The following is a 19,734-nucleotide window of genomic DNA, read 5'->3' as shown; positions in this document are numbered from 1 at the left end:
CGGCGCAAACAGAACTCGTTACCTAACGCCGAAGCTCAGTTGCCGCCGGAGCAGGCGTAGCCTGTGGAGGGAACCCGAAGCGCGGCAGCGCTTTGGGCGGTCCACTGCAGCGCCATGTTAGGGAACTTACTTCTCAAACCCATCAGCCGCCCGTAGGCCCCAGGAAAAGTCGCCTGTTTTATCGCCGGGAAAAACACCAACGCTGAAACTCGCCGTTTGAAGCGGTGGAATCTTTACATCAACTTCGTAATCTCGCGGAGTTTCCTTTCCATCCTCTTTATCTGAAAGTCGTATCGTAACGGAGGTGACAACGATATTTTCGTTGCCATTGTACAAGGTCCCAGTAAAGCTGTTTCCGTAAGTCGACATGCCGCCCTTACCCGATAGAAAACCAAGCTCTATAGGATTTAGCGCTCGCTCTTTGTAACGGTATTCAGTCCCTTCAGGGAATTTTTTTCGACACGAGGAGCGTATTTCAGAAGCGCCTAGATCGCTTTGCACGTTCTTCATGTTTTTTAATATACATTCACTATAGTTCTTTGGCTGCGAGAAACTGTCGCAACCCGAAACCATTAGTAATAACATCAACAAAACTAAAGAGCCTGATTTCATTTTATTCCCCAGTTCCCCAATTCCCCTAACGCCCGAGCTCAGTTGCCGACCGAAGCGCGCCAGCGCTTTGGGCGGTCAACTGCGGCGATTCGTTATGTATCGGCTAGCGCTTTTTCTAGGGTGCTTATTTGATCATCCAGTTCACTATGCCTTGCATTCATGCGCTCAATATCCGCCGAAGTATCGTACTCAGAAGTATGATCTTCAATTTGGTTCTGCTCATTGACGAGCTTACCCAAAATATCTTCTATTTCTTCTCGATGATTTTCGACTACGCGATCTTTAATTGCTCTATCTAGCTCTTTGTACCCTTTTACGCCGCCCTCTTCGTCAATTTCGGCTTCAGCTTCGCCCTGCCATCTTTGCAAGAGCTCAAGAGGATTTTCTTCAACAGCCATAGCGTTTCCTCGTATCTATAATGCAAATAGTTCAGACATAACGCCTGAGCTCAGGTGCGTTTGATGCGACGCCTGCTTTTGCGACAGCAAAAGCGGGTGGCGGGTCAAACGTCACCTGCAGCGGTTTGTTATGCGGCATTCTGCTCAACTTCCGGCGCTGTCTGGCTCTGCGAACATTAACCTTCCGATCAGCCAAACTGACCTGCCAAAATTATGAATCAGCTGTTCGCCCTGCCTTAAGTACGACAATTCGGTATCGATCCGAGCGAGCTCCAGCGCTTCTCCAATTTTTGAACTTGTGGGATGAGCATCACCAAGGCGCATATCATAAGCACCAACGATCGGGCCGAAGACCTCCCGAGCCTTTTCTAGGCCAATTCTTTGGGAAAGGACGTCCTGCAGAAGCTTGTTTGAACCCAACTTTTCCTTTTCCGCGTGCGTGGAAATTTTTCGTAACTCTCGAGCGTTGAGCCTATCTGAAAAAACGCGAACGATTTCTTTAGCCAACCTCAACAAGGAAGTCTGGTCGGTACTTGCGAACCTCGAAATCTGCTGCATTGAAGCGTGGTCGTCTATATCGTGATTAAATAAAGCTACGCCCAGTGTTTGCTGGAATCCGGCCTCTAGCATGCGCATTACCCCAAACAGTTTTTCTTCAGCCGCATGGGTTGATGCAGGCTGAACCTTCACCTGCGACGCTAAGAGTTCGCTGGAAACTTTTCCTTCAGGGACAACATTATGAGCCGCCCAGATGTGCTGCTCCCAAGCGGCGAGCCGAGCAACATCGTAGGCATAAACCGTAATTAGATCAGAAGTATTGATGCCAAAGTGTATCGAGTATCCTGACGTTGAATCTATGCCGCCAGTTTCTGCGGTATACCATTTATACGAAAAGCCACGGTGACTCAGCAGGTCGCCGACAACACTCGAGCGAAACCATAGCCAGCGACCAATATCTTCGTTATTGAGGTCAACAGATGCCAACCTTGCACCGTCAGTTTCGACGATAAATTGTGGAAGCGCATCGTCGGTATCCCCACGAACCCGAGTGCTTCTATTTTGATGCTCGATCCATTCGTCTCGCCAGAACTCGCCTTCTACGCGAATGCCATCGTACCCGGAGCGATCTCCCTTCGAGCTTTCAAAATCCGTATTCTCGTTAGTTTCCGGCCCCATCACCGGAGCATCTTCGTCTTCATCGACATCTGTCCTCCAAGCACGAAAGGATGCCCAACTCCCTCCAAAGATGTCATTCAGACTATTAATGCGCAGTTCGAACCTGCCGTCATCTCTTTGCTCTTGATGAGGCTCAAGGTCTGAGTAATCAGTCCCCTCAATAGAAGCGACATGCTCGACTCTTTGCCTGTAGGAGGAAATGCGAAGCAAAAGGCCCCGTGCCGCCAGATAGTCCATCAAGAATTCACGTTTGATTTCTATGAGGCTGTGACATCCATCTTCTCCAAGCACCTCGCGGGCCACGACTACAAAGTTCTCCTCGGGCCTAACCCAATTTTCGCCCTCTTTGATAAGGCGAAGCGCGACGACAAGATCGGGATTCAAAATCCATTTCTTCCCACCTACTACAGGTTGGGGATGCTCGAAAACGAGCTCTACTCCGATTGGTTCCTTGTCGTTGTACTGGTATTGGTCAATCGATGCGTAATAACCATCGTCATACGCATACGGTTGGACGCTGTGCCCAATGCCAATGTCACTCCAACCCAATTGATCTGCTCGTTCACGATGCTCCGGCGGGAACGCAACTGATCCGCATGCAAAGCAATCGCAGATATAGCCGGGCTGAGTCGTTGGGCCATTTTCATCATTACAAAATGCTCGCAATGGGACCCAGGTGGCCTTCGAAAAGGTTCGACGAGTTTCTTTTGCAAGCAGTATCCAATCTTTGCTCATTACCACGGCTCTATTTCGCGGTTGGGCCTGCAACACCGTTTCAATGCCGCATAACGCCTAAGCTCAGTTGCCGGCCGAAGCGCGGCAGCGCTTTGGGCGGTCAACTGCAGCGATTTGTTGTACGACATTCGCTATTCTTCGAAATAGTCGGAATCAACGCGGTTAATTTCATACGTGGCGATTTTCGATACACCCACACCGAAATCCACCATGAGGTCGGCTAATTCTGTCCCGCCGATGAGAATAACTCGGCTGTCGATCATTCCTGCGTATTCGTGAGCTTCTTTGCTAAAGCTAGACGTCGTAAGAAATACGCCCTTTTTTGCCCGGCGTCCTTGTAACGCGCCCGCGAATTTCTGAACCTCGGGTCGACCAACGACGCCTTCCCAGCGCTTTGCCTGAATATAGATTGCGTCGAGGCCAAGGCGGTCCTCTTTTATAACGCCGTCGATGCCGCCGTCGCCACTTTTACCGAGTGTTTCGCCGGCTGACTTGCGGGAACCACCATAGCCCATACCTACCAATAACTCGACGACCAGACGTTCAAAAAACGCGGGCGAGGCCTCCATTACTTTGGCGAGTATTTCGCTTTCCAATTCCTCTCGGATTTTCTGATATCCATGCTCGATATATTCGGATGGCGTTAGCGATTCAAGAACTGTCGGCGGCTTTTGATTTTCTTCTTCGTTATTCTTATTAGGTTTTCGGAAGCTTTGATACTCCTCGAATTTCTTTAGGTACGTTAAATTTATTTTCTGGTTTTTCTCGGCCAGCGCATCAAGCCCGCGTTGAACAATACGATACTGACCGCGGCCGGGAGACTCGATTAAACCGGCGCCCTTCAAATGCGCTTTCGCCCACGCGACCCGGTTAGTAAATACAGGCTGCTGACCGCTGGGCAGTAGCTCCGCTTGTTCTTCGTCGGACAGGGCGAAACGCTCGATAAGCGCCCCCATCGTTTCCCGGTTATTTTTTACTTCGCCGTCTGCGAGGTGCTCCAGTAGCGGGCGCATTATGGTTTGAAAATCAGGAATCGCCACCGAGTTTTAAACTCCTTTTGTCGTACAACGCCAAAGCTCAGTTGCTGGCCGAAGCGCGGCAGCGCTTTGGACGGTCAACTGCAGCGACTTGTTGTGCATCTCCCCGCCCAGCGCCATATTCAAGCTATTTACGCGTGCCAACAGGCGTCGGAAACCAACTAAGCAGCACCATCAATTTCCGGAGGACGACATCGGTTGTTCGGTCGTACGACGAATTCCGCGCTGTTAAGCAAAAACCATAAACAGCTTGAACCTGTTCACATGCTTCTTCCGCCCGGTCAAATAGATGTTGCCAAACTCTGCTATTAGAATCTTTACCTTCTACCCAGCGATCAAGAATGAAACGCGAATAAGAGATAACTAGATATGCGGTATCTCTGGCATCGAGTACTGCCTCAAGCTCCGTTTGAGCGACGTCTTCAACGGCAGAGGTCCTGCGCCAATTTATAGTCCCTGGATAAAAACCGAAGTCTAAAGCTAAATTTCCTGCGTGCACTAGCTGGCTGGGGTCGTAATCGGCTGCTGCATCTCGCGCTTGCTCTACAATTAATTTAAGCTCTCCAAACTCATGCAGAAGGCTTATTTTCCAAGCATGAGCTTTTCTGTTTTCGCTCGCCTCTTCGCGGCAACTTTGCAACCAGAGCAAAATTATAGGCAAACCGATGGAAAAAACGGCTTGCGTCCATGCGGCCCACCCGTTAGCAGTCAATGTCACTCCGATTTTGAAGAGTACTTTTTAAATCTACACCAGCAGGCGTTTTTGGCAATCGAGATACTGTATGCATAACGCCTAAGCTCAGTTGCCGGCCGAAGCGCGCCAGCGCTTTGGGCGGTCAACTGCAGCAATTCGTTATATTTGTTTACGTAATGTCGACTTCGCAAACATAGATCGGTACCGTCTTGTCTGCGAACCCGTATTTTCCAACGACATAATCGTCCTTTATCCTTATCGAAGCCCGAACGCTAAGGTTCGCATGAGATGCGATTAAGACTTCTTTTTCGTTTCCCATTTTTGCACCTCGTTGGCGAAAAACAAAAACGGGAGTAGACGATCGAACAACGCGCAGAACTAGTAAATTGATCTGACCAGCGTCATAAGCTTTTCCTCTCCACTCCGCATTTCGCAGGGCGACTTGTGGGCAAAAGCTCATTGAAAAAGGTTTGGCCAAACTGATGTCAGCTGAGTCAGCGCCTGGCCAGACACCGCCGTGAAATAGTTGCTGTCCCTCGCTAAGGGTATGACCTATTCGAGAAATTTCATAATCAACATCACAGACCGAGTAGTTTGGGTAACGCTGTTGAAACCGCGACAAAGCCGGAGGTGTTCTCGAGGGCATCATAGCCCTCATGGATTTGTAGCTCTCACACCTTTGAAGTTGGCGATCGATAAATCCTTCGAGTGCGTTGTCTGCGCCGACGCTTGCTATGTAGCACGCGGCTTCGTAATGCGTGTTTATGCGTTCCTGCAATCTGTCTCGTACCCACCCGAGTATGTGTCCGCTCTCCCGCAACTGTTGTCGCATCTCCGATTCGGTTGCACCGCGCATTGACCAAGCTTCATAGGGCGATTTAAAAACATCGACGAGGGGAAGCCGCATAGAAATTTACTCGCTGAAAAACTCAGATTTTCAGATATAACGCCTAAGCTCAGTTGCCGCCGGAACAGCCGGAGGCTGTGGAGGGAACCCAAAGCGCGGCAGCGCTTTGGGCGGTCAACTGCAGCGCTTCGTTATACGGCTCTACGACCCATGCAGCGCACCCATGAATTTATCTACAACTGCCGATTCACAGCCGCTACCGCTCACGGTGATTACCTCTGCACCTGTTTGGTTGTTGATGAACGAAACATCATAATTAATACGAGGACTTAGATTAAAGCAAATATCATATTGATTAGCTGATACTGCCAATCGGTATTTCGTATTAAACGTGTCGTAATTTGAAAGCCTTGTACTTTCACCGAACTTTCCCTCTGTAATTGAAGGCCCTCTATCGACAACCAATCGCCATCCCTCGTTAGAAAGCGCCTGCTTTAACGCCCCGTTTAGACCTCTTCCTCCAGGTTGCACTGTCACTGTCTTGTTGGTTTGGTCGACCGAGCCGTAACGCTGAACGTCGTATGCAGCGCATCCGGCAAGCATCACCGCAGCTATCAAAATTGCCAGTTTTTTGCACATAAAATCCCCTCTCGTACCAATCGTATAACGCCCAAGCTCAGTTGCCGCCGGAGCGGCCGAAGGCCGCGGAGGGAACCCAAAGCGCGCCAGCGCTTTGGGCGGTCAACTGCAGCGATCTGTTGGGTGGCTTAGCTGCGGAAGTTTTCGACTTCAACAAGCTCCACCCACCACTGATACCGCCCGTCTTCTGACCAACTGCCGTAGAGCATGTCGCCTCTGGTACCGCGATATAGAGTTGCGCGCGCGGTGCCACTGCTCTCTACCCCGTTGTCAAGACAGAACCAATTGCCGATGTATTCTTGGACGGATTTTTCCTTAAGCGCGACCGAATACACATAACCTTGCGTAGTTAGATCGAGAACGAGCTCGCCGTTCGGTCGGAGTATTGCTCTTGTTACGTCGCCTTCCTCCGCGTCGCCAAAAGCACACCAAGAAACTGCACCTTCGTATTTCTTCGAGCTACTGCCCATAACATTCCCTTCTCACCCAACGCCAATTCGACGACATCTGTAGGTATATCATACCGTTTATCGTCTACCTAATTCCGACTAGAACTCGCGCCATTTCGGTGTTGACGCGCTACCATGAGCGTTAGGTAGACACGAACAGGTGGCCAAATGCCGACACCCGCACCACAACAGCCGAAGCTCCTTGAACAGGTTCGCCAGCGTTTGCGTGTGGGTCATTACAGTCTCAGAACGGAGCAAACCTATCTCCCCTGGATAAAACGCTACATCCTTTTCCACGGCAAGCGCCACCCGCGCGAGATGGGCAAGGCAGAAATAGAAGCATTTCTTACGCATCTGGCGGTGGAGCGACACGTATCTGCGGCAACCCAGAATCAGGCGCTTAACGCGATTCTGTTCCTTTATCGCTCGGTGCTCGAAATTGATATGCCGTGGATGACCGATGTCGTTCGCGCGAAGCACAATCGTCGTATTCCGGTGGTGCTGAGCGTGCAGGAGGTCAAACGGGTACTCGCGCACTTGTCGGGCATCAACGAACTGATGGCGTCCCTGCTCTATGGCTCTGGCCTGCGTTTGATGGAAGCGGTACGGCTTCGCGTCAAAGACGTAGATTTCGACTATCGGCAGATCGTGGTTCGCGACGGTAAAGGTGCGAAGGATCGGGTTACGCCACTGCCGGAGCGTACAGTGGCGCCCCTCAAGGCGCAGATAGAACATGTCAAAACGCTGCACGAGCAGGACCTCGAGGCCGGATATGGTGAGGTCTATCTACCAAACGCCCTGGCCACGAAATATCCGAACGCGGCACGCGAACTCGCTTGGCAGTATGTTTTCGCGTCCGAACAGTTATCGCGCGACCCGCGCGCCGATACGACACGACGACACCACATCAATGAGAAGGGCCTGCAAAGAGCTGTAAAGGATGCCGTGCGCGCAGCCCAGGTCCATAAGAAGGCCAGCTGCCATACCTTTCGTCATTCATTTGCCACCCACCTTCTGGAGCGTGGCACCGATATCCGTACGGTGCAGGCATTACTGGGCCACAAGGATGTACGTACGACGATGATTTACACCCACGTATTGAAACGTGGCGGACACGGCGTCGTTAGCCCGTTGGACGCGTAAGGGCGATACGCGACGTTAACCGAAGGCTTGGTGCTGCGCGCCTATTGGCACAAGCGTGTGATTCGCCGTACGGCGTTGAACATATCAAGCCTGTTCCCAGGCTGACCGACACACTCGTGCGAGCCGGTGGCGCAGCGTATCTCAGCTTGAGCCGCCATGGCGCGCCACGACGTCCATGCGATCGAGCACCGCATGGGCCTGGCGTACGTGGCCGACCCGCCAGCAGTCGCTGGTGCGTGCCTGGGCGTCTGTCATGGGCCCGGCGACGTCGTGGCGGGCCGCACGGGCCTTGAGCGCACTGACGCGCTCGGGGGTGGCCGGGCAGCAGTCGAGGTACTGCACCAGGCGTTTGCTGACCAGGTTCACGATCGCCAGCAGCGCCAGCACGATGCCGGGCATGAGGGTCCAGACGTCAACGGCGGCGCTGGTATCACTCAGCCCGGCCATCACGCAGATCACGCTATAGCCGAAGCCGGCCATGAACACGCCGAGCGACGGCAGCCGCCGCAGGGCGACCAGCAGCACCAGCGCGCCGCGGGGTTCGTGGTTTTCCAGAACGAAGGGGGCCTGGTCGGGCCAGTCTTCCATGTTCCCGCTGGTGAGTGGCGGCGACAGGTCGCCCACGAGCATACGTTCGTTATACATGTTCTATTCCTCTCGCCCGCGCGGCGCCGTGGCCGCTGCGGTTTGGGTGTTCGTTTGAAGCCGGCATGGGAGCGGGCCGCGGTTACGCGGGGCTGGCCGGCTGTTGGCAAGCCGCGGGCCGCGGCTTTGCTGAAGCGAGTGCGCAGGGTGAAGCCCGAATCGCTGTGATTCCATCCGTACAAGGCGGGATATTTGCGCGCAATTCGAGCAAACGGAAAATGTCGCACGCATAAAAAAGGCCCGCCGAAGCGGGCCTTCCAATACGAGCGTGAACCGCCCTATTTCTTGATGCCGCCCTTGGTCAGGTCCGCCGGGTCGAGCAGGCGATCGATCTCTTCTTCGCTGAGATCGGTCTGCTCGAGGGTGAGTTCCTTGATGGGCTTGCCTTCCTTGTATGCCTGCTTGGCGATGGCCGCGCCCTTGTCGTAGCCGATCACCGAGTTGAGTGCGGTCACGAGGATCGGGTTCTTCGACAGCGCATCGTCCAGATTGTCCTGGTTGACGGTGAAGCTGGCAATGGCCTTGTCGGCCATGACCTGGCTGGTGTTGGCCAGCAGTTCGATGCTCTGCAGCAGGTTGTAGGCAATCACCGGCAGCATGACGTTGAGCTGGAAGTTGCCGGACTGGCCGGCGACGGTAATCGTGCTGTCGTTGCCGATGACTTGGGCGGAGACCATGGCGGCGGCTTCCGGAATCACCGGGTTGACCTTGCCGGGCATGATGCTGGAACCGGGCTGCAGCGCTTCCAGCTGGATTTCGCCCAGACCGGCGAGCGGGCCGGAGTTCATCCAGCGCAGATCGTTGGCGATCTTCATCATGGACACGGCAATGGTCTTGAGCTGGCCGGAGAGCTCCACCGCCGCGTCCTGCGACGACAGGCTTTCGAAATAGTTGCTGCTGGTTTCAAAGCGGCAGCCGCTGGCCTTGCCGATGGCCTTGGCGAAACGCTCGCCAAATTCGGGATGGGCGTTGATGCCGGTGCCCACGGCCGTGCCGCCCTGGGCCAGCCGGCGCATGCGCGGCAGCGCGGCTTCCACGCGGTCGATACCGGAATCGATCTGCGCGGCCCAACCGCCCAGCTCCTGGTCAAAGCGAACCGGCATGGCATCCATGAGATGGGTGCGCCCGGTCTTGACCACTTCCGACAGCTCTTCGCCCTTCTTGCGCAGGGTATCGCGCATGTGAGTCAGCGCGGGCAGCAGCTTGCGTTCGCATTCGATGACGGCTGCGACGTGAATGGAGGTCGGGATCACGTCGTTGGAGGACTGCCCCATGTTGACGTGGTCGTTCGGATGCACGGTCTGGCCGGCGGCTTCGGTGGCCAGATGGGCGACGACCTCGTTGGTGTTCATGTTGGTGGACGTGCCCGAACCGGTCTGAAAGATATCCACCGGGAAATGATCGTCGTACTGGCCTTCGGCCACGGCCGTGGCGCTGTCGATGATGGCCTGGGCGATATCGCCGTCCAGCAGTTCGAGGTCGCGATTGACCTCGGCCGCACTGGCCTTGATCAGGCCGAGGGCGTTGATCATGGCGCGCGGTGCACGCAGATCCGAGATCGGAAAATTGTCGACCGCACGCTGCGACTGGGCGCCCCAGAGCGCATCGGTGGGCACCTTGAGCTCGCCCATGCTGTCTTTTTCGATCCGGTAATCGTTATCTGCGGCCATCGAATGCTCCTTCATTTTCAAGGCTTGGCGGCCGGGCAGCGCCCGCGCCGGGATGAAATCACGTATGCGCAGACAACGCCACGCACGACGCATGAATTCGGTAGAATCCGCGATTCTATCACCGACTATTGCAACCTCCGATTGCGTTCGGCCTGTCTGGCGAAGCGCGGCGGTCGCCGCGGCGTTTACGCGCTGACGGCCCGCCCAGCCGCGCCAAACGCAGCCGGAGCGATCGACGGTTACACAACGGGAACACCTGCTCATGGCCATGCAACTGACCGCGCTGTCCGCTATTTCGCCGATCGACGGCCGTTATGCGGATAAAACCTGGGATCTGCGCTCGATCTGTAGCGAATATGGCTTGATCCGCTACCGCCTGATCGTCGAGATCCGTTGGCTACAGGCATTGGCTGCCGAACCCGAAGTCGGCGATATCGCGCCCTTTTCGGCCGAGGCGACCGAATTTCTGGACAGTTTGATCCACGAGTTCGATATCAACGAAGGCCAGCAGGTCAAGTCCATCGAGGACACGACCAATCACGACGTCAAGGCGGTCGAGTACTACCTGCGCAACAAGATCAAGAACTTCGAGGAAATCGCGCACGTCAACGAGTTCATCCATTTCGGTTGCACGTCGGAAGACATCAACAATCTCGCCTATGCGCAGATGCTGCGCGACGCGCGCGACGACAATCTGCTGCCCGCCATCGACCGGGTGATCGAGTCCATCGCCGCACTCGCCGAAGCCCATGCCGATACGCCCATGCTGTCGCGCACGCACGGCCAATCCGCCTCGCCCACGACGCTGGGCAAGGAAATGGCGGTGTTCGTACAGCGTTTGACCCGCCAGCGCGCCCTGCTCGCCGAAGTCACCATCTTCGGCAAGATGAACGGCGCGGTGGGCAACTACAACGCTCATCTCGCGGCGTACCCGAATGCCGACTGGCCGGGCATTGCCACGCGCTTCATCCGCGGCATGAATCTGGAAGTCAGCCCCGCGACCACGCAGATCGAGCCGCACGACTTCATCGCCGAGTTCTTCCATGCGCTCATGCGCGTGAACACGGTGCTGCTGGATTTCGCCAAGGATATCTGGGGCTATATTTCGCTGGGCTATTTCAAGCAGGCCACGGTCGAGGGCGAAGTCGGCTCGTCGACCATGCCGCACAAGGTCAACCCCATCGATTTCGAGAACGCCGAGGGCAATCTGGGCCTGGCGAACGCGATCATGGATCATCTGGCGGCCAAACTGCCCATCTCCCGCTGGCAGCGCGACCTGACCGATTCCACCGTGCTGCGCAATCTCGGCGTGGGCCTGGCGCACGGCGGCGTCGCCTATGCGTCGCTGCTCAAGGGCATCAACAAGCTCGAAGCTAACCCGGCGCGCCTGGATGCCGACCTGGAAGACAACTGGATCGTGCTCGCCGAAGCCGTGCAGACGGTTATGCGTATTCGTGGCATCAGCGGCGCCTACGAGCAGCTCAAGGCGCTCACCCGCGGCAAGGTGATCGATGCCAACGCCATGCGCGAGTTCATCGAATCGCTGGATATTCCGGCCGACGACAAGGCCCGCTTGAAGGCCATGCGCCCGCAGGATTATGTCGGCAACGCGCCCGCGCAGGCGCGCGCCATTCGCGGCACGCAAGGCTAAAACCGTATGGATGTATTCGAAGCCATTTCCACGCGCCGTTCGGTGCGCCATTTCGACCCGGACCATCGCATGGCCGAGGACGAAGTGCGCGAGCTCATGGAGCACGTACTGCTCTCGCCCACGGCCTTCAATATCCAGAACTGGCGGTTTGTGGCGGTCGAAAACGACGAGCTGCGCTGCGAAATACGCAAGGCAGCCTGGGATCAGGCCCAGGTGACGGAATGCTCGCTGCTGCTCGTGCTTTGTCTGGACCTGAAAAGCTGGGCCAAGTCACCGGAACGCTACTGGCGCAACGCGCCGACCGCGGTCGCTGAAAGCATGGTGCGCGAGATCAAGCATTTCTATCGCGACGACGAAGGCCTGCAACGCGATGAGGGCATGCGCTCCTGTGGCATGGCAGCCCAGACCGCCATGCTCGTTGCCCGTGCCATGGGCTACGACTCCTGCCCGATGGACGGCTTCGACTTCAAGCGTGTGGGCCATCTGATCAACCTGCCGCCGGACCATCGCATCTGCATGATGATCTGTATCGGCAAGACGTTGCAGGGCGCGCACCCGCGCAGCGGCCAGCTCGCCCTCGATGAGGTGCTCATGCGCGATCGCTTCCCCGACGGCGAGTACGACGCCGGCTAACGCCCGCGGCACGCGCAAAGTCGGATCGCAGCGGAAACTATGTCGCTGTGCCTGCGATTTTATAGCGCATATGCTTCGCCAATGACTTTTTCATAGTTATCAGCACTGAATTCAAACGGACCAAGCCCCGCAATAGGGTCGGGTTCTTCATAACCATTTTCGTACGCAAAATCGCTCCAGACGTAAGTACCGCCGGATTTTGTGATCTTGCAGCCGTACGCCCCGCAACCAATATCGGCGCATTCAGGACAAACATAGATCAGGCTTCTGCCTGATTCTGTTTCAGGGCGTTCTTTCAGCAAGAGCTGTTTCAAACTGTGCTCGTTTAGGTTGGTCCAACCGCGAGCAAAGCAACCCAGGAAATCTTTGTGGTCGCCAGCCGCACGAATGATGGCTTTCAGCAGCGAGTTGCCATCAATCGTGAAATCACAGGAATAGCTTTCCCGAACTTTACATCCACCGCTTTCATTTCCTGGCCGGTAGAGAACTCTGAAATCTAGCATCGCACACCTATCGCGCTATCATCGGCCGGCGCGCGCCGCGCCCTATTCCTCCGGCGGCACCGCTTCGTATTCGCGAATCCGCTCGCGAATGGTTTCGGGCACGCGCATGCTCGTCTGCGCACCGAAATCGAACCACACCACCACGGTGTTGTAGACCGCGATCACGTCGTCGGTTTCGGCAAAGAACAGGCACTGCTCCAGCTCGAAGCTGCTGCGACCGATGCGCTTTACGCGCGTGCCGATTTCCACATCCGCCGGAAAACGCAGCTGCTGGCGAAAGCTGCAGCGCAGATCGGCCAGGATCGGCCCATCGCTGGTTTGTGTGTCGCCGCCGTCGGAAATCATGTGGATATAGTCGATCCGCCCGTCTTCCGAGTAGCGGTAGAACACGGTGTTGTTCACATGGCCGAGGCTGTCCATTTCGCCCCATTTCACGCTGATAGGCACGTAGTGAACATAATCGGAACGGGTCGGTTGACGCATGCAGGCTCCCGAAAGACTTGGTATCGGCTCGACCGGCGCGCAGGCGCCGACGAGGGGCAGATCACGTGGCCACGCGCCGCCCCGTGGGCGCACGACTGCGCTTGACCGCGTGCTGGGGCGCTATCGTCGCCCACCAGGGCCACTGGCGACAACTATTGCTTGTGCACGGCCATTCAATGCTTAGCGCAGGCGTGCATCTGTTTTCCATACGCTGGCGTATTGACACGCCGCGGCATATCCGCAACATTATACGAAAGGCTTATGATGCAGCGCCGCATGACCAAATCGCAGAAAGTGATGCTAAGCGCCCAGGACTGGGCCGAAGCCGCGCTCGACGCCATCGGGCGGCGCGGCGTGGAAGGCGTGGCGGTCGAACCGATCGCGCGTGAACTCGGCGTAACCAAGGGCAGTTTCTACTGGCACTTCCCCAACCGGGAAGCCCTGCTGGTGGCCGCCCTGCAACGCTGGGAGGCGCGTGAAACCGATGAGGTGCTCGACCGCGTACAACAGGAAACCGACCCGCGTGCCCGGGTGAAGCGCTTGATCACCGAAGTGAACACGTCCAAGAAGGCCAGCCGCATCTATAGCGCGCTATCGAGCGCCACCAAACCGGCGTTCGTGCGCGATTACGTCGAGCGGGTATCCAAGCGCCGGCTGGATTTCATCATCGACAGCTATGCCGCGTTGGGGCTGTCGGCCGACAACGCGCGCCGCTGGGCGCTGATGACGTTTTCGGTGTTTCTCGGCTCGCTGCAAATCCGCCGCGATCTGCCCGAGGAATGGCCCAACGCCGATACGCCGGAATTTGCCGAGTACGTGCGCTTTTTGATGGTAAGCCTGATGCCGTCGGAACTCGACGCCGCCAACAATACGCCGGCACCCGAGGTGCCGGAATGGCCCGCCCGCAGCGGCGGCCAGGGATTTTAAACGGGAGGTTGTTATGACAGCTGTAATATCGATATTGGTCGCGATCGCGGCCGTCTGGACGTTGGCCTATGTAGGCGCGTCGCTGGCGGTCTGGAGTGCAGCGGTCGTGGTTTACTTCGTGGCACTGGCCGCGGTCGGCGCCATTGGCTGGCCGGGCGTAATTGCCGCTGCGGTGATCTTCGTACCGATTCTGGCCATCTTCAATACCAAGAGCCTGCGCAAGAAGCTCGTCACCGCACCGGTGTTCAAAGGCTTCAAGGCCGTACTGCCGCCGATGTCGGACACCGAGCGCGAAGCGCTGGAAGCCGGCAGCACCTGGTGGGAAGCCGAGATGTTTCGCGGCAAGCCGGACTGGAAATACCTGCTTGACTTCAAGCGTACCCAGCTGACCGCCGAGGAACAGTCGTTTCTGGACAACGAAACCGAAACGCTGTGCGCGATGCTCGACGAATGGGAAATCATGTCCGAGCTCAAGGACATCCCGGAAGAAGGCTGGAAGTACATTCGCGAGAACAAGTTCTTCGCCATGCTCATTCCCAAGGAGCACGGCGGCCTTGGTTTTTCTGCCGTGGCCCAGTCCACGATCGTGGCCAAGATCGCCTCGAGCTCGCTGACCACGGCCGTGACCGTGATGGTGCCGAACTCGCTCGGCCCGGGCGAACTGCTCGTGCATTACGGCACCAAGGAACAGCAGCAGAAATGGCTGCCCGGCCTGGCCGACGGTAGCGAAATCCCCTGCTTCGGCCTGACCGGCCCGGAAGTCGGCTCGGACGCCGGCGCGCTGCCGGATACCGGCATCGTTTGCCGCGGCGAATACAACGGCGAAGAAGTGCTGGGCATGAAGCTCACCTTCTCCAAGCGCTGGATCACCCTCGCCCCGGTGGCTACGGTCATCGGTCTGGCCTTCAAGCTGTATGACCCGGACGGTCTGCTCGGCGACGAGAACAAGACCGAATACGGCATCACCTGTGCCCTGATCTCGGCCGACGAGCCGGGCGTGGAAATCGGCCGTCGTCATGCCCCGGGCGCGTTCATGAACGGCCCGATCTACGGCAAGGACGTGTTCGTGCCGCTCGACGCCATCATCGGCGGCAAGGAAAAAGCCGGCGGTGGCTGGCGCATGCTGGTGGAATGCCTGTCGGCCGGTCGTGGCATCTCGCTGCCGGCCCTGTCCTCGGCTGCGGCCAAGTCGGCCTATCGCATGACCGGCGCCTTCGGTCGTATCCGTCGCCAGTTCAAGGTGTCGGTCGGCAAGTTCGAAGGCGTACAGGAAGCCACCGCGCGTATCGGCGGGCTCAACTACAAGATGGAAGCCTCGCGTATCTTCACGGCGTCCGGTGTCGATCAGTGCACGCCGAGTGTGGTCACGGCCATGGCCAAGTACCACATGACCGAGTGGATGCGCCAGATCGTCAACGACTCGATGGACGTCCACGGCGGTCGCGGTATCCAGCAGGGCCCGCGCAACTATCTGTTCGGCTCCTATCAGTCGGTGCCGATCGCGATCACGGTCGAGGGTGCGAACATTCTCACCCGTAGTCTGATGATCTTCGGCCAGGGCGCCATCCGCTGCCATCCGTTCGTCTTCCCGGAAATGGAAGCGGCCCGCAAGGACGATCTGGACGAGTTCGACCACCTGCTGTGGTCGCATGTCGGCCATTCGGTCAACCGTGCTGCACGTACGCTGACCTTCGGCCTGTCCGGTTCGATCACCGCCAAGGCACCGGTCGACGGCGTGGCTGCGCCCTACTATCGCAAGCTCGAGCGTTTCTCCTCGGCGCTGGCGATCTGTTCGGACATCACCATGGGCATGCTCGGCGGCGAGCTGAAGAAGAAGGAACTGCTCTCCGCGCGTCTGGGTGATGTGCTCTCCGAGCTGTACTTCGGTTCGGCCACGCTCAAGTTCTTCTACGACGAAGGCAAGAACGAGCCGGAAGACATCGCCCATCTGCAATACGTGATGGAAGATTGCCTGCACAAGATCGAAGAGGCCTTCGATGGCTTCTTCCGCAACTTCCCGAACGCATTCGTGGGTGGCGCGATGCGCGTACTGGTGTTCCCGACCGGCCGCCGTCATAAGGGCCCGAGCGACAAGCTCATCAATGCCCTGGGTGACTGCATTCTGGAACCGTCGGAATTCCGCGATCGCATGACCGCCAACATCTATATCGGCAAGGATTCGCACAGCGCCACCGGCCGTATGGAAAACGCGTTCAACAAGCTCGTGGAAGTCGAGGACGTCTACAACAAGTTCGCCAAGGCCGTCGCCAAGGGCGAGGCCGAAGGCTTCACTGTGGACGCGCAGCTCAAGTCGGCTGTGAGCAACGGCGTACTCACCGACGCCGAGGCACGGCAGGTCAAGGAATACGACGACCTGCGCTACGACGCCATCCTCACCGACGCGTTCAGCAAGGAATACTTGCGGGATCCCGTCAATCACAAGCACGAGGACCAGCGTCTGCAGTCGCGCGTGGCCTAGCCCACGACTGGTAAGCGCACCGCTTTTCGCGGTACAAGGCCCGGGTGTTCTCACCCGGGCCTTTTTTATGTCCGACGACCTGCGCGCTGCCTTCGAGGCCACCGACTATCGCGTCTTCCTCGACGGCGACAGCCACGTGCTTCGAATCGGCGCGCCCTGCCCCGAACCCATTGCCCGCTGGCTAACCCACCGAGCCTTCACGGACTGCGCCTGGCTGGTTACTGCCTATAACCCGGATGCCGAGCAGATCGACGAAGCGAGCAACCGTGCCCGCGATGCGCTGCTACGAGACTGGGCCGACCGCCGCGCCAGCGCCTGGCTGGAAACGGTCAATCAGGACCCAAGCGGCGAGTGGCCTGACGAACCGGGTGTGCTCGTGGCGGGCATCGAGGAAGGCGAGGTGCAGTCACTCGCAAGAAGGCTGGACCAAGCCGCCATAGTCTTGATCTGCGATCGCAAAAGCGCCCGGTTGGTCTGGTCCTATTAGAGCTGGCGCAATTTTGAAAGCCCGCGCTATAGCCACCTCAGCAGGTCGACGCGCCCACGCGCGCCGAGATTTCGTGAACGCGGGCATAGGCATACTAGAGCCTCCGTCCGCAGTAAGTACATTAAAAGGCCGCTAGGCGGCTAACGCGGATAAACGAATTACTCGATAGACGCCTGATAAGTGAGCGTTCGTGTCGCGATGCAGGTCGTGAATGTACGGCACACCTCTTTCGCCCCCTCTTCCTTCGTATCTGACGACGCCAACACGTCAGGGCATTTCGACAGATCTTTCCCGGCCAGTTCTTTGGACGTACGGCATATTTGCGCGAAATCCGGCGTTGCGCTTGGGGGTGTTGGTGTCGGTTTATGGCGTACGATCTCCACGAAAAGCGCTGCATATTTTTCATCATCCCAAGTAGGATTGTTATAGAACGCTTCGTTTAGGCGGTACATCAGATGCCGTTTGACGTCACTTTCGTTGCTTAGGTTGATTTGTTTCGCAACGGCTTCTGCTGCGGCAGTTGCTTTGACGATATCCGATTTATCGGCGTCTTTACCTAGATCAAAGGTAAGGTCTGCGGTAACCGCCACGTCAGGCGGGGGTTCGGCGAGAATTCGTATATTCCCCCAAATTGCGGCGAGTTGAGCGAAGTCGTTCGATAGCTTTTCAACTCTCTTTCGCTCGGTTTCGCACTTGGTTGCAAAACCCTTTGTCAGGCCACTTTCACAAGTCTCCAGTTTGCTCGTTGCTTGCTTAAATTCGCTCCATATTAAAGCTGCATCCTCCCTGACACTTTGAGGCATAGCCGGTGATAGTCGCAGGCTGAGCGTAGACGCCCTCAAGTCGGCGGGATAAGACATACTGAATAGCTTGCCGGGTTCCATTTCGTGATCTGAGAACTTAACCATGCGCTGGGGGAATTGGTACCTCGTGCAGCCGACTAAAATCAGTCCGATCAGTAAAGCCGAAAGACATCGAATCGTTGCAGATGTAGACATGCCTGCTCCCGGTTTCATTATATGTATATGTATTGATTTTTTTTTTGCGAACGAGACTCGACTAGATCCTCAGATAATGGCCCAGGCCACGATCACCACGCAGGTCGGTCGCTCTGCAGAGCGACTTCGCAACTCAGGCAGTTGTTTTGATCGTGCAAAGTATCGGTTATCTTGACGACCCCAATTTTGTAGTTGACAAGCCCCGACAGTCGGCCCGCCGAGCCCGCTAAGGCTCACACCGTGTTATGTACCAACGCCAGTAACTCGGCCTGACTGTTCGTCCCCGTTTTGTTCAGTACGCTATTGAACTGAGTACGCACGGTAGCCAGGCGCTTTTGCGTGTGCTCGGCGATGCGCTGGGGGTTGGCCCCGCGGGCGAACAAGGCCAACACCTCGGTTTCCGCCGGGGTCAATTCGAAGGCACCGGCGACCGTGTCGATATTCGATTCGAGATCCGGTTGCTGATCCGAGACTGCAACCAAGAGGCATGGCCGGATCGGGTGCCCGGGCATGAGCCGATTGAACCGGTCCGGCGCGAGCGGCATTACGGTTAGAAACTGCGGGCGTTCTTCGGCGTCTCGATAGTAGGCGAAGCTGTCTTTTCCGCCGATCATCCCGTTACCACGGCTCCAGCCGTGTAGTCGTTTCTGCAGCCAGCGATCGACCTCCCGGTCACGCGCGGCCAGACGCCCGGCCTGCCGACGCATTTCGCCGCGGCGTTCCAGGCGTTCCGCCTTGGCATTGGCATATTGTGGCTTGCCCTCGGTATCGACCAGCCAACAGGCGGTACGCATGGCACCGAGTAGTTCGTCGTGCATCAGTGTGGTCGCGCGGGCGAACCCGATCTCGCCCTGGATATGGAGTGCACGAAGCAGATGCGGCCGGATGAGTTCCATCAGCTTGATATCGTTCGGCGAGAAATGACCTTCGCGCTCGCTCGAATAGATGAGAAGTCCGCCGAAGGCGTCGCTAATGGGTGTATCGGGCAGTTGCCGGGCGACCATGGCGAACATGTCGAAAGTTTCCATCGACAGGTTCGGTGCAATATCGTTTGCGAAGACGGTTTGACGGCGCTCCGTTTCCGGAAGTATTTGATGGCCGATCAGATAGCCGCCTCGAAAGTCCGGATCGACCTTCGGGGCCCAGGGGTCGTGCTCGATCGTCGACGGATCGGCGAGCGCTGGCGTGATGTCGTAGCCGGTATAGCCAACAATATTCGCCTGCTGGCTACGATAATCGAGCATTTCGAGGCAGCCCTGGCGCCGGCCCGTCAGCGCGGCGATATCGCCGATGACGTCGGACCATAGGTCGGGATCGAGCGCCGCGTCATAGATGCGGCCGATAACGCGACCGAGCTCTGAGTTCTGCATGACACCGTCCCCCGATGGTATCTAGCAATAGTGCAACGAGATCTTTCTCGAATTTCCCCTGAACGTCGCCGTTGGCGGAATACGCTTACGACGGGCTTTTTATAGCCATCGCTGCCGCATATCGCAAATACGGCGCGTAACTAAGCGCGCGCGGTCGA

At 57.0% G+C, this 19,734-nt stretch carries 20 protein-coding genes; 6 read left to right on the top strand and 14 right to left on the bottom strand.

The window, feature by feature from the left end; translation table 11 throughout:
• Positions 1-126 precede the first annotated feature (126 nt).
• The 8 genes from S4A8_RS14425 to S4A8_RS14390 form a co-directional block, all read right to left on the bottom strand.
• On the bottom strand, positions 127-612 hold the full coding sequence (locus S4A8_RS14425) for a hypothetical protein (protein ID WP_353220651.1): 486 nt from the start codon (positions 610-612) through the stop codon (positions 127-129).
• Between the two features lie 92 nt (positions 613-704).
• Positions 705-1,010 carry a hypothetical protein gene (locus tag S4A8_RS14420; RefSeq protein WP_353220650.1) on the bottom strand — a complete coding sequence of 102 codons (306 nt, stop codon included), beginning with the start codon at positions 1,008-1,010 and terminating at the stop codon, positions 705-707.
• A gap of 144 nt (positions 1,011-1,154) precedes the next feature.
• Positions 1,155-2,921, bottom strand: coding sequence for a hypothetical protein (locus tag S4A8_RS14415; protein WP_353220649.1), 1,767 nt, complete (start codon positions 2,919-2,921; stop codon positions 1,155-1,157).
• A 131-nt stretch (positions 2,922-3,052) separates the two neighbouring features.
• Positions 3,053-3,961, bottom strand: coding sequence for a restriction endonuclease (locus tag S4A8_RS14410; protein ID WP_353220648.1), 909 nt, complete (start codon positions 3,959-3,961; stop codon positions 3,053-3,055).
• 124 nt (positions 3,962-4,085) lie between these two features.
• Positions 4,086-4,670: a hypothetical protein gene (locus tag S4A8_RS14405; protein ID WP_353220647.1), complete on the bottom strand. Its 585-nt coding sequence runs from the start codon at positions 4,668-4,670 to the stop codon at positions 4,086-4,088.
• Between the two features lie 151 nt (positions 4,671-4,821).
• A complete protein-coding gene (locus S4A8_RS14400) occupies positions 4,822-5,559 on the bottom strand; it encodes a hypothetical protein (protein ID WP_353220646.1) in 738 nt (245 codons plus the stop codon).
• A 141-nt stretch (positions 5,560-5,700) separates the two neighbouring features.
• A complete protein-coding gene (locus tag S4A8_RS14395; protein WP_353220645.1) occupies positions 5,701-6,138 on the bottom strand; it encodes a hypothetical protein in 438 nt (145 codons plus the stop codon).
• Positions 6,139-6,266: 128 nt separating this feature from the next.
• Positions 6,267-6,608 carry a hypothetical protein gene (locus S4A8_RS14390; RefSeq protein WP_353220644.1) on the bottom strand — a complete coding sequence of 114 codons (342 nt, stop codon included), beginning with the start codon at positions 6,606-6,608 and terminating at the stop codon, positions 6,267-6,269.
• 147 nt (positions 6,609-6,755) lie between these two features.
• Between S4A8_RS14390 and S4A8_RS14385 the strand changes: the two genes are divergently transcribed.
• Complete coding sequence (locus S4A8_RS14385; protein ID WP_353220643.1) at positions 6,756-7,730, top strand: integron integrase; 975 nt, start codon at positions 6,756-6,758, stop codon at positions 7,728-7,730.
• Between the two features lie 141 nt (positions 7,731-7,871).
• Here S4A8_RS14385 and S4A8_RS14380 read toward each other — a convergent pair whose 3' ends face one another.
• Together S4A8_RS14380 and S4A8_RS14375 are read right to left on the bottom strand one after the other, a co-directional pair.
• Positions 7,872-8,375 carry a hypothetical protein gene (locus S4A8_RS14380; protein WP_353220642.1) on the bottom strand — a complete coding sequence of 168 codons (504 nt, stop codon included), beginning with the start codon at positions 8,373-8,375 and terminating at the stop codon, positions 7,872-7,874.
• Positions 8,376-8,653: 278 nt separating this feature from the next.
• Positions 8,654-10,045: a class II fumarate hydratase gene (locus S4A8_RS14375; protein ID WP_353220641.1), complete on the bottom strand. Its 1,392-nt coding sequence runs from the start codon at positions 10,043-10,045 to the stop codon at positions 8,654-8,656.
• 268 nt (positions 10,046-10,313) lie between these two features.
• Between S4A8_RS14375 and purB the strand changes: the two genes are divergently transcribed.
• Positions 10,314-11,696, top strand: a complete 1,383-nt coding sequence (purB, locus tag S4A8_RS14370; protein WP_353220667.1) for an adenylosuccinate lyase — start codon at positions 10,314-10,316, stop codon at positions 11,694-11,696.
• A 6-nt stretch (positions 11,697-11,702) separates the two neighbouring features.
• Positions 11,703-12,329 (top strand): nitroreductase family protein, encoded by a 627-nt coding sequence (locus tag S4A8_RS14365; RefSeq protein WP_353220640.1) that lies wholly within the window; start codon positions 11,703-11,705, stop codon positions 12,327-12,329.
• A gap of 59 nt (positions 12,330-12,388) precedes the next feature.
• On the opposite strand, the gene S4A8_RS14360 is transcribed toward S4A8_RS14365, so the two are convergent.
• A complete protein-coding gene (locus tag S4A8_RS14360; RefSeq protein WP_353220639.1) occupies positions 12,389-12,832 on the bottom strand; it encodes a hypothetical protein in 444 nt (147 codons plus the stop codon).
• A gap of 42 nt (positions 12,833-12,874) precedes the next feature.
• Positions 12,875-13,315, bottom strand: coding sequence for an acyl-CoA thioesterase (locus S4A8_RS14355; RefSeq protein ID WP_353220638.1), 441 nt, complete (start codon positions 13,313-13,315; stop codon positions 12,875-12,877).
• Between the two features lie 276 nt (positions 13,316-13,591).
• On the opposite strand from S4A8_RS14355, the gene S4A8_RS14350 reads away from it, so the two are divergent.
• From S4A8_RS14350 to S4A8_RS14340, 3 genes are all read left to right on the top strand, one after another.
• Positions 13,592-14,242 carry a TetR/AcrR family transcriptional regulator gene (locus S4A8_RS14350; RefSeq protein WP_353220637.1) on the top strand — a complete coding sequence of 217 codons (651 nt, stop codon included), beginning with the start codon at positions 13,592-13,594 and terminating at the stop codon, positions 14,240-14,242.
• A 13-nt stretch (positions 14,243-14,255) separates the two neighbouring features.
• Positions 14,256-16,721, top strand: a complete 2,466-nt coding sequence (locus tag S4A8_RS14345) for an acyl-CoA dehydrogenase (protein WP_353220636.1) — start codon at positions 14,256-14,258, stop codon at positions 16,719-16,721.
• Between the two features lie 67 nt (positions 16,722-16,788).
• Positions 16,789-17,208, top strand: a complete 420-nt coding sequence (locus tag S4A8_RS14340) for a DUF3293 domain-containing protein (RefSeq protein WP_353180938.1) — start codon at positions 16,789-16,791, stop codon at positions 17,206-17,208.
• Positions 17,209-17,366: 158 nt separating this feature from the next.
• Here S4A8_RS14340 and S4A8_RS14335 read toward each other — a convergent pair whose 3' ends face one another.
• Positions 17,367-18,206: a hypothetical protein gene (locus S4A8_RS14335; protein WP_353180328.1), complete on the bottom strand. Its 840-nt coding sequence runs from the start codon at positions 18,204-18,206 to the stop codon at positions 17,367-17,369.
• 233 nt (positions 18,207-18,439) lie between these two features.
• On the bottom strand, positions 18,440-19,576 hold the full coding sequence (locus tag S4A8_RS14330; RefSeq protein ID WP_353220635.1) for a helix-turn-helix transcriptional regulator: 1,137 nt from the start codon (positions 19,574-19,576) through the stop codon (positions 18,440-18,442).
• Between the last annotated feature and the right edge of the window lie 158 nt (positions 19,577-19,734).

It is taken from the genome of Salinisphaera sp. S4-8 (genome assembly GCF_040361235.1).
Classification (GTDB): Bacteria; Pseudomonadota; Gammaproteobacteria; order Nevskiales; family Salinisphaeraceae; genus Salinisphaera.
This window is presented reverse-complemented; position numbering and strand designations above follow the sequence as displayed.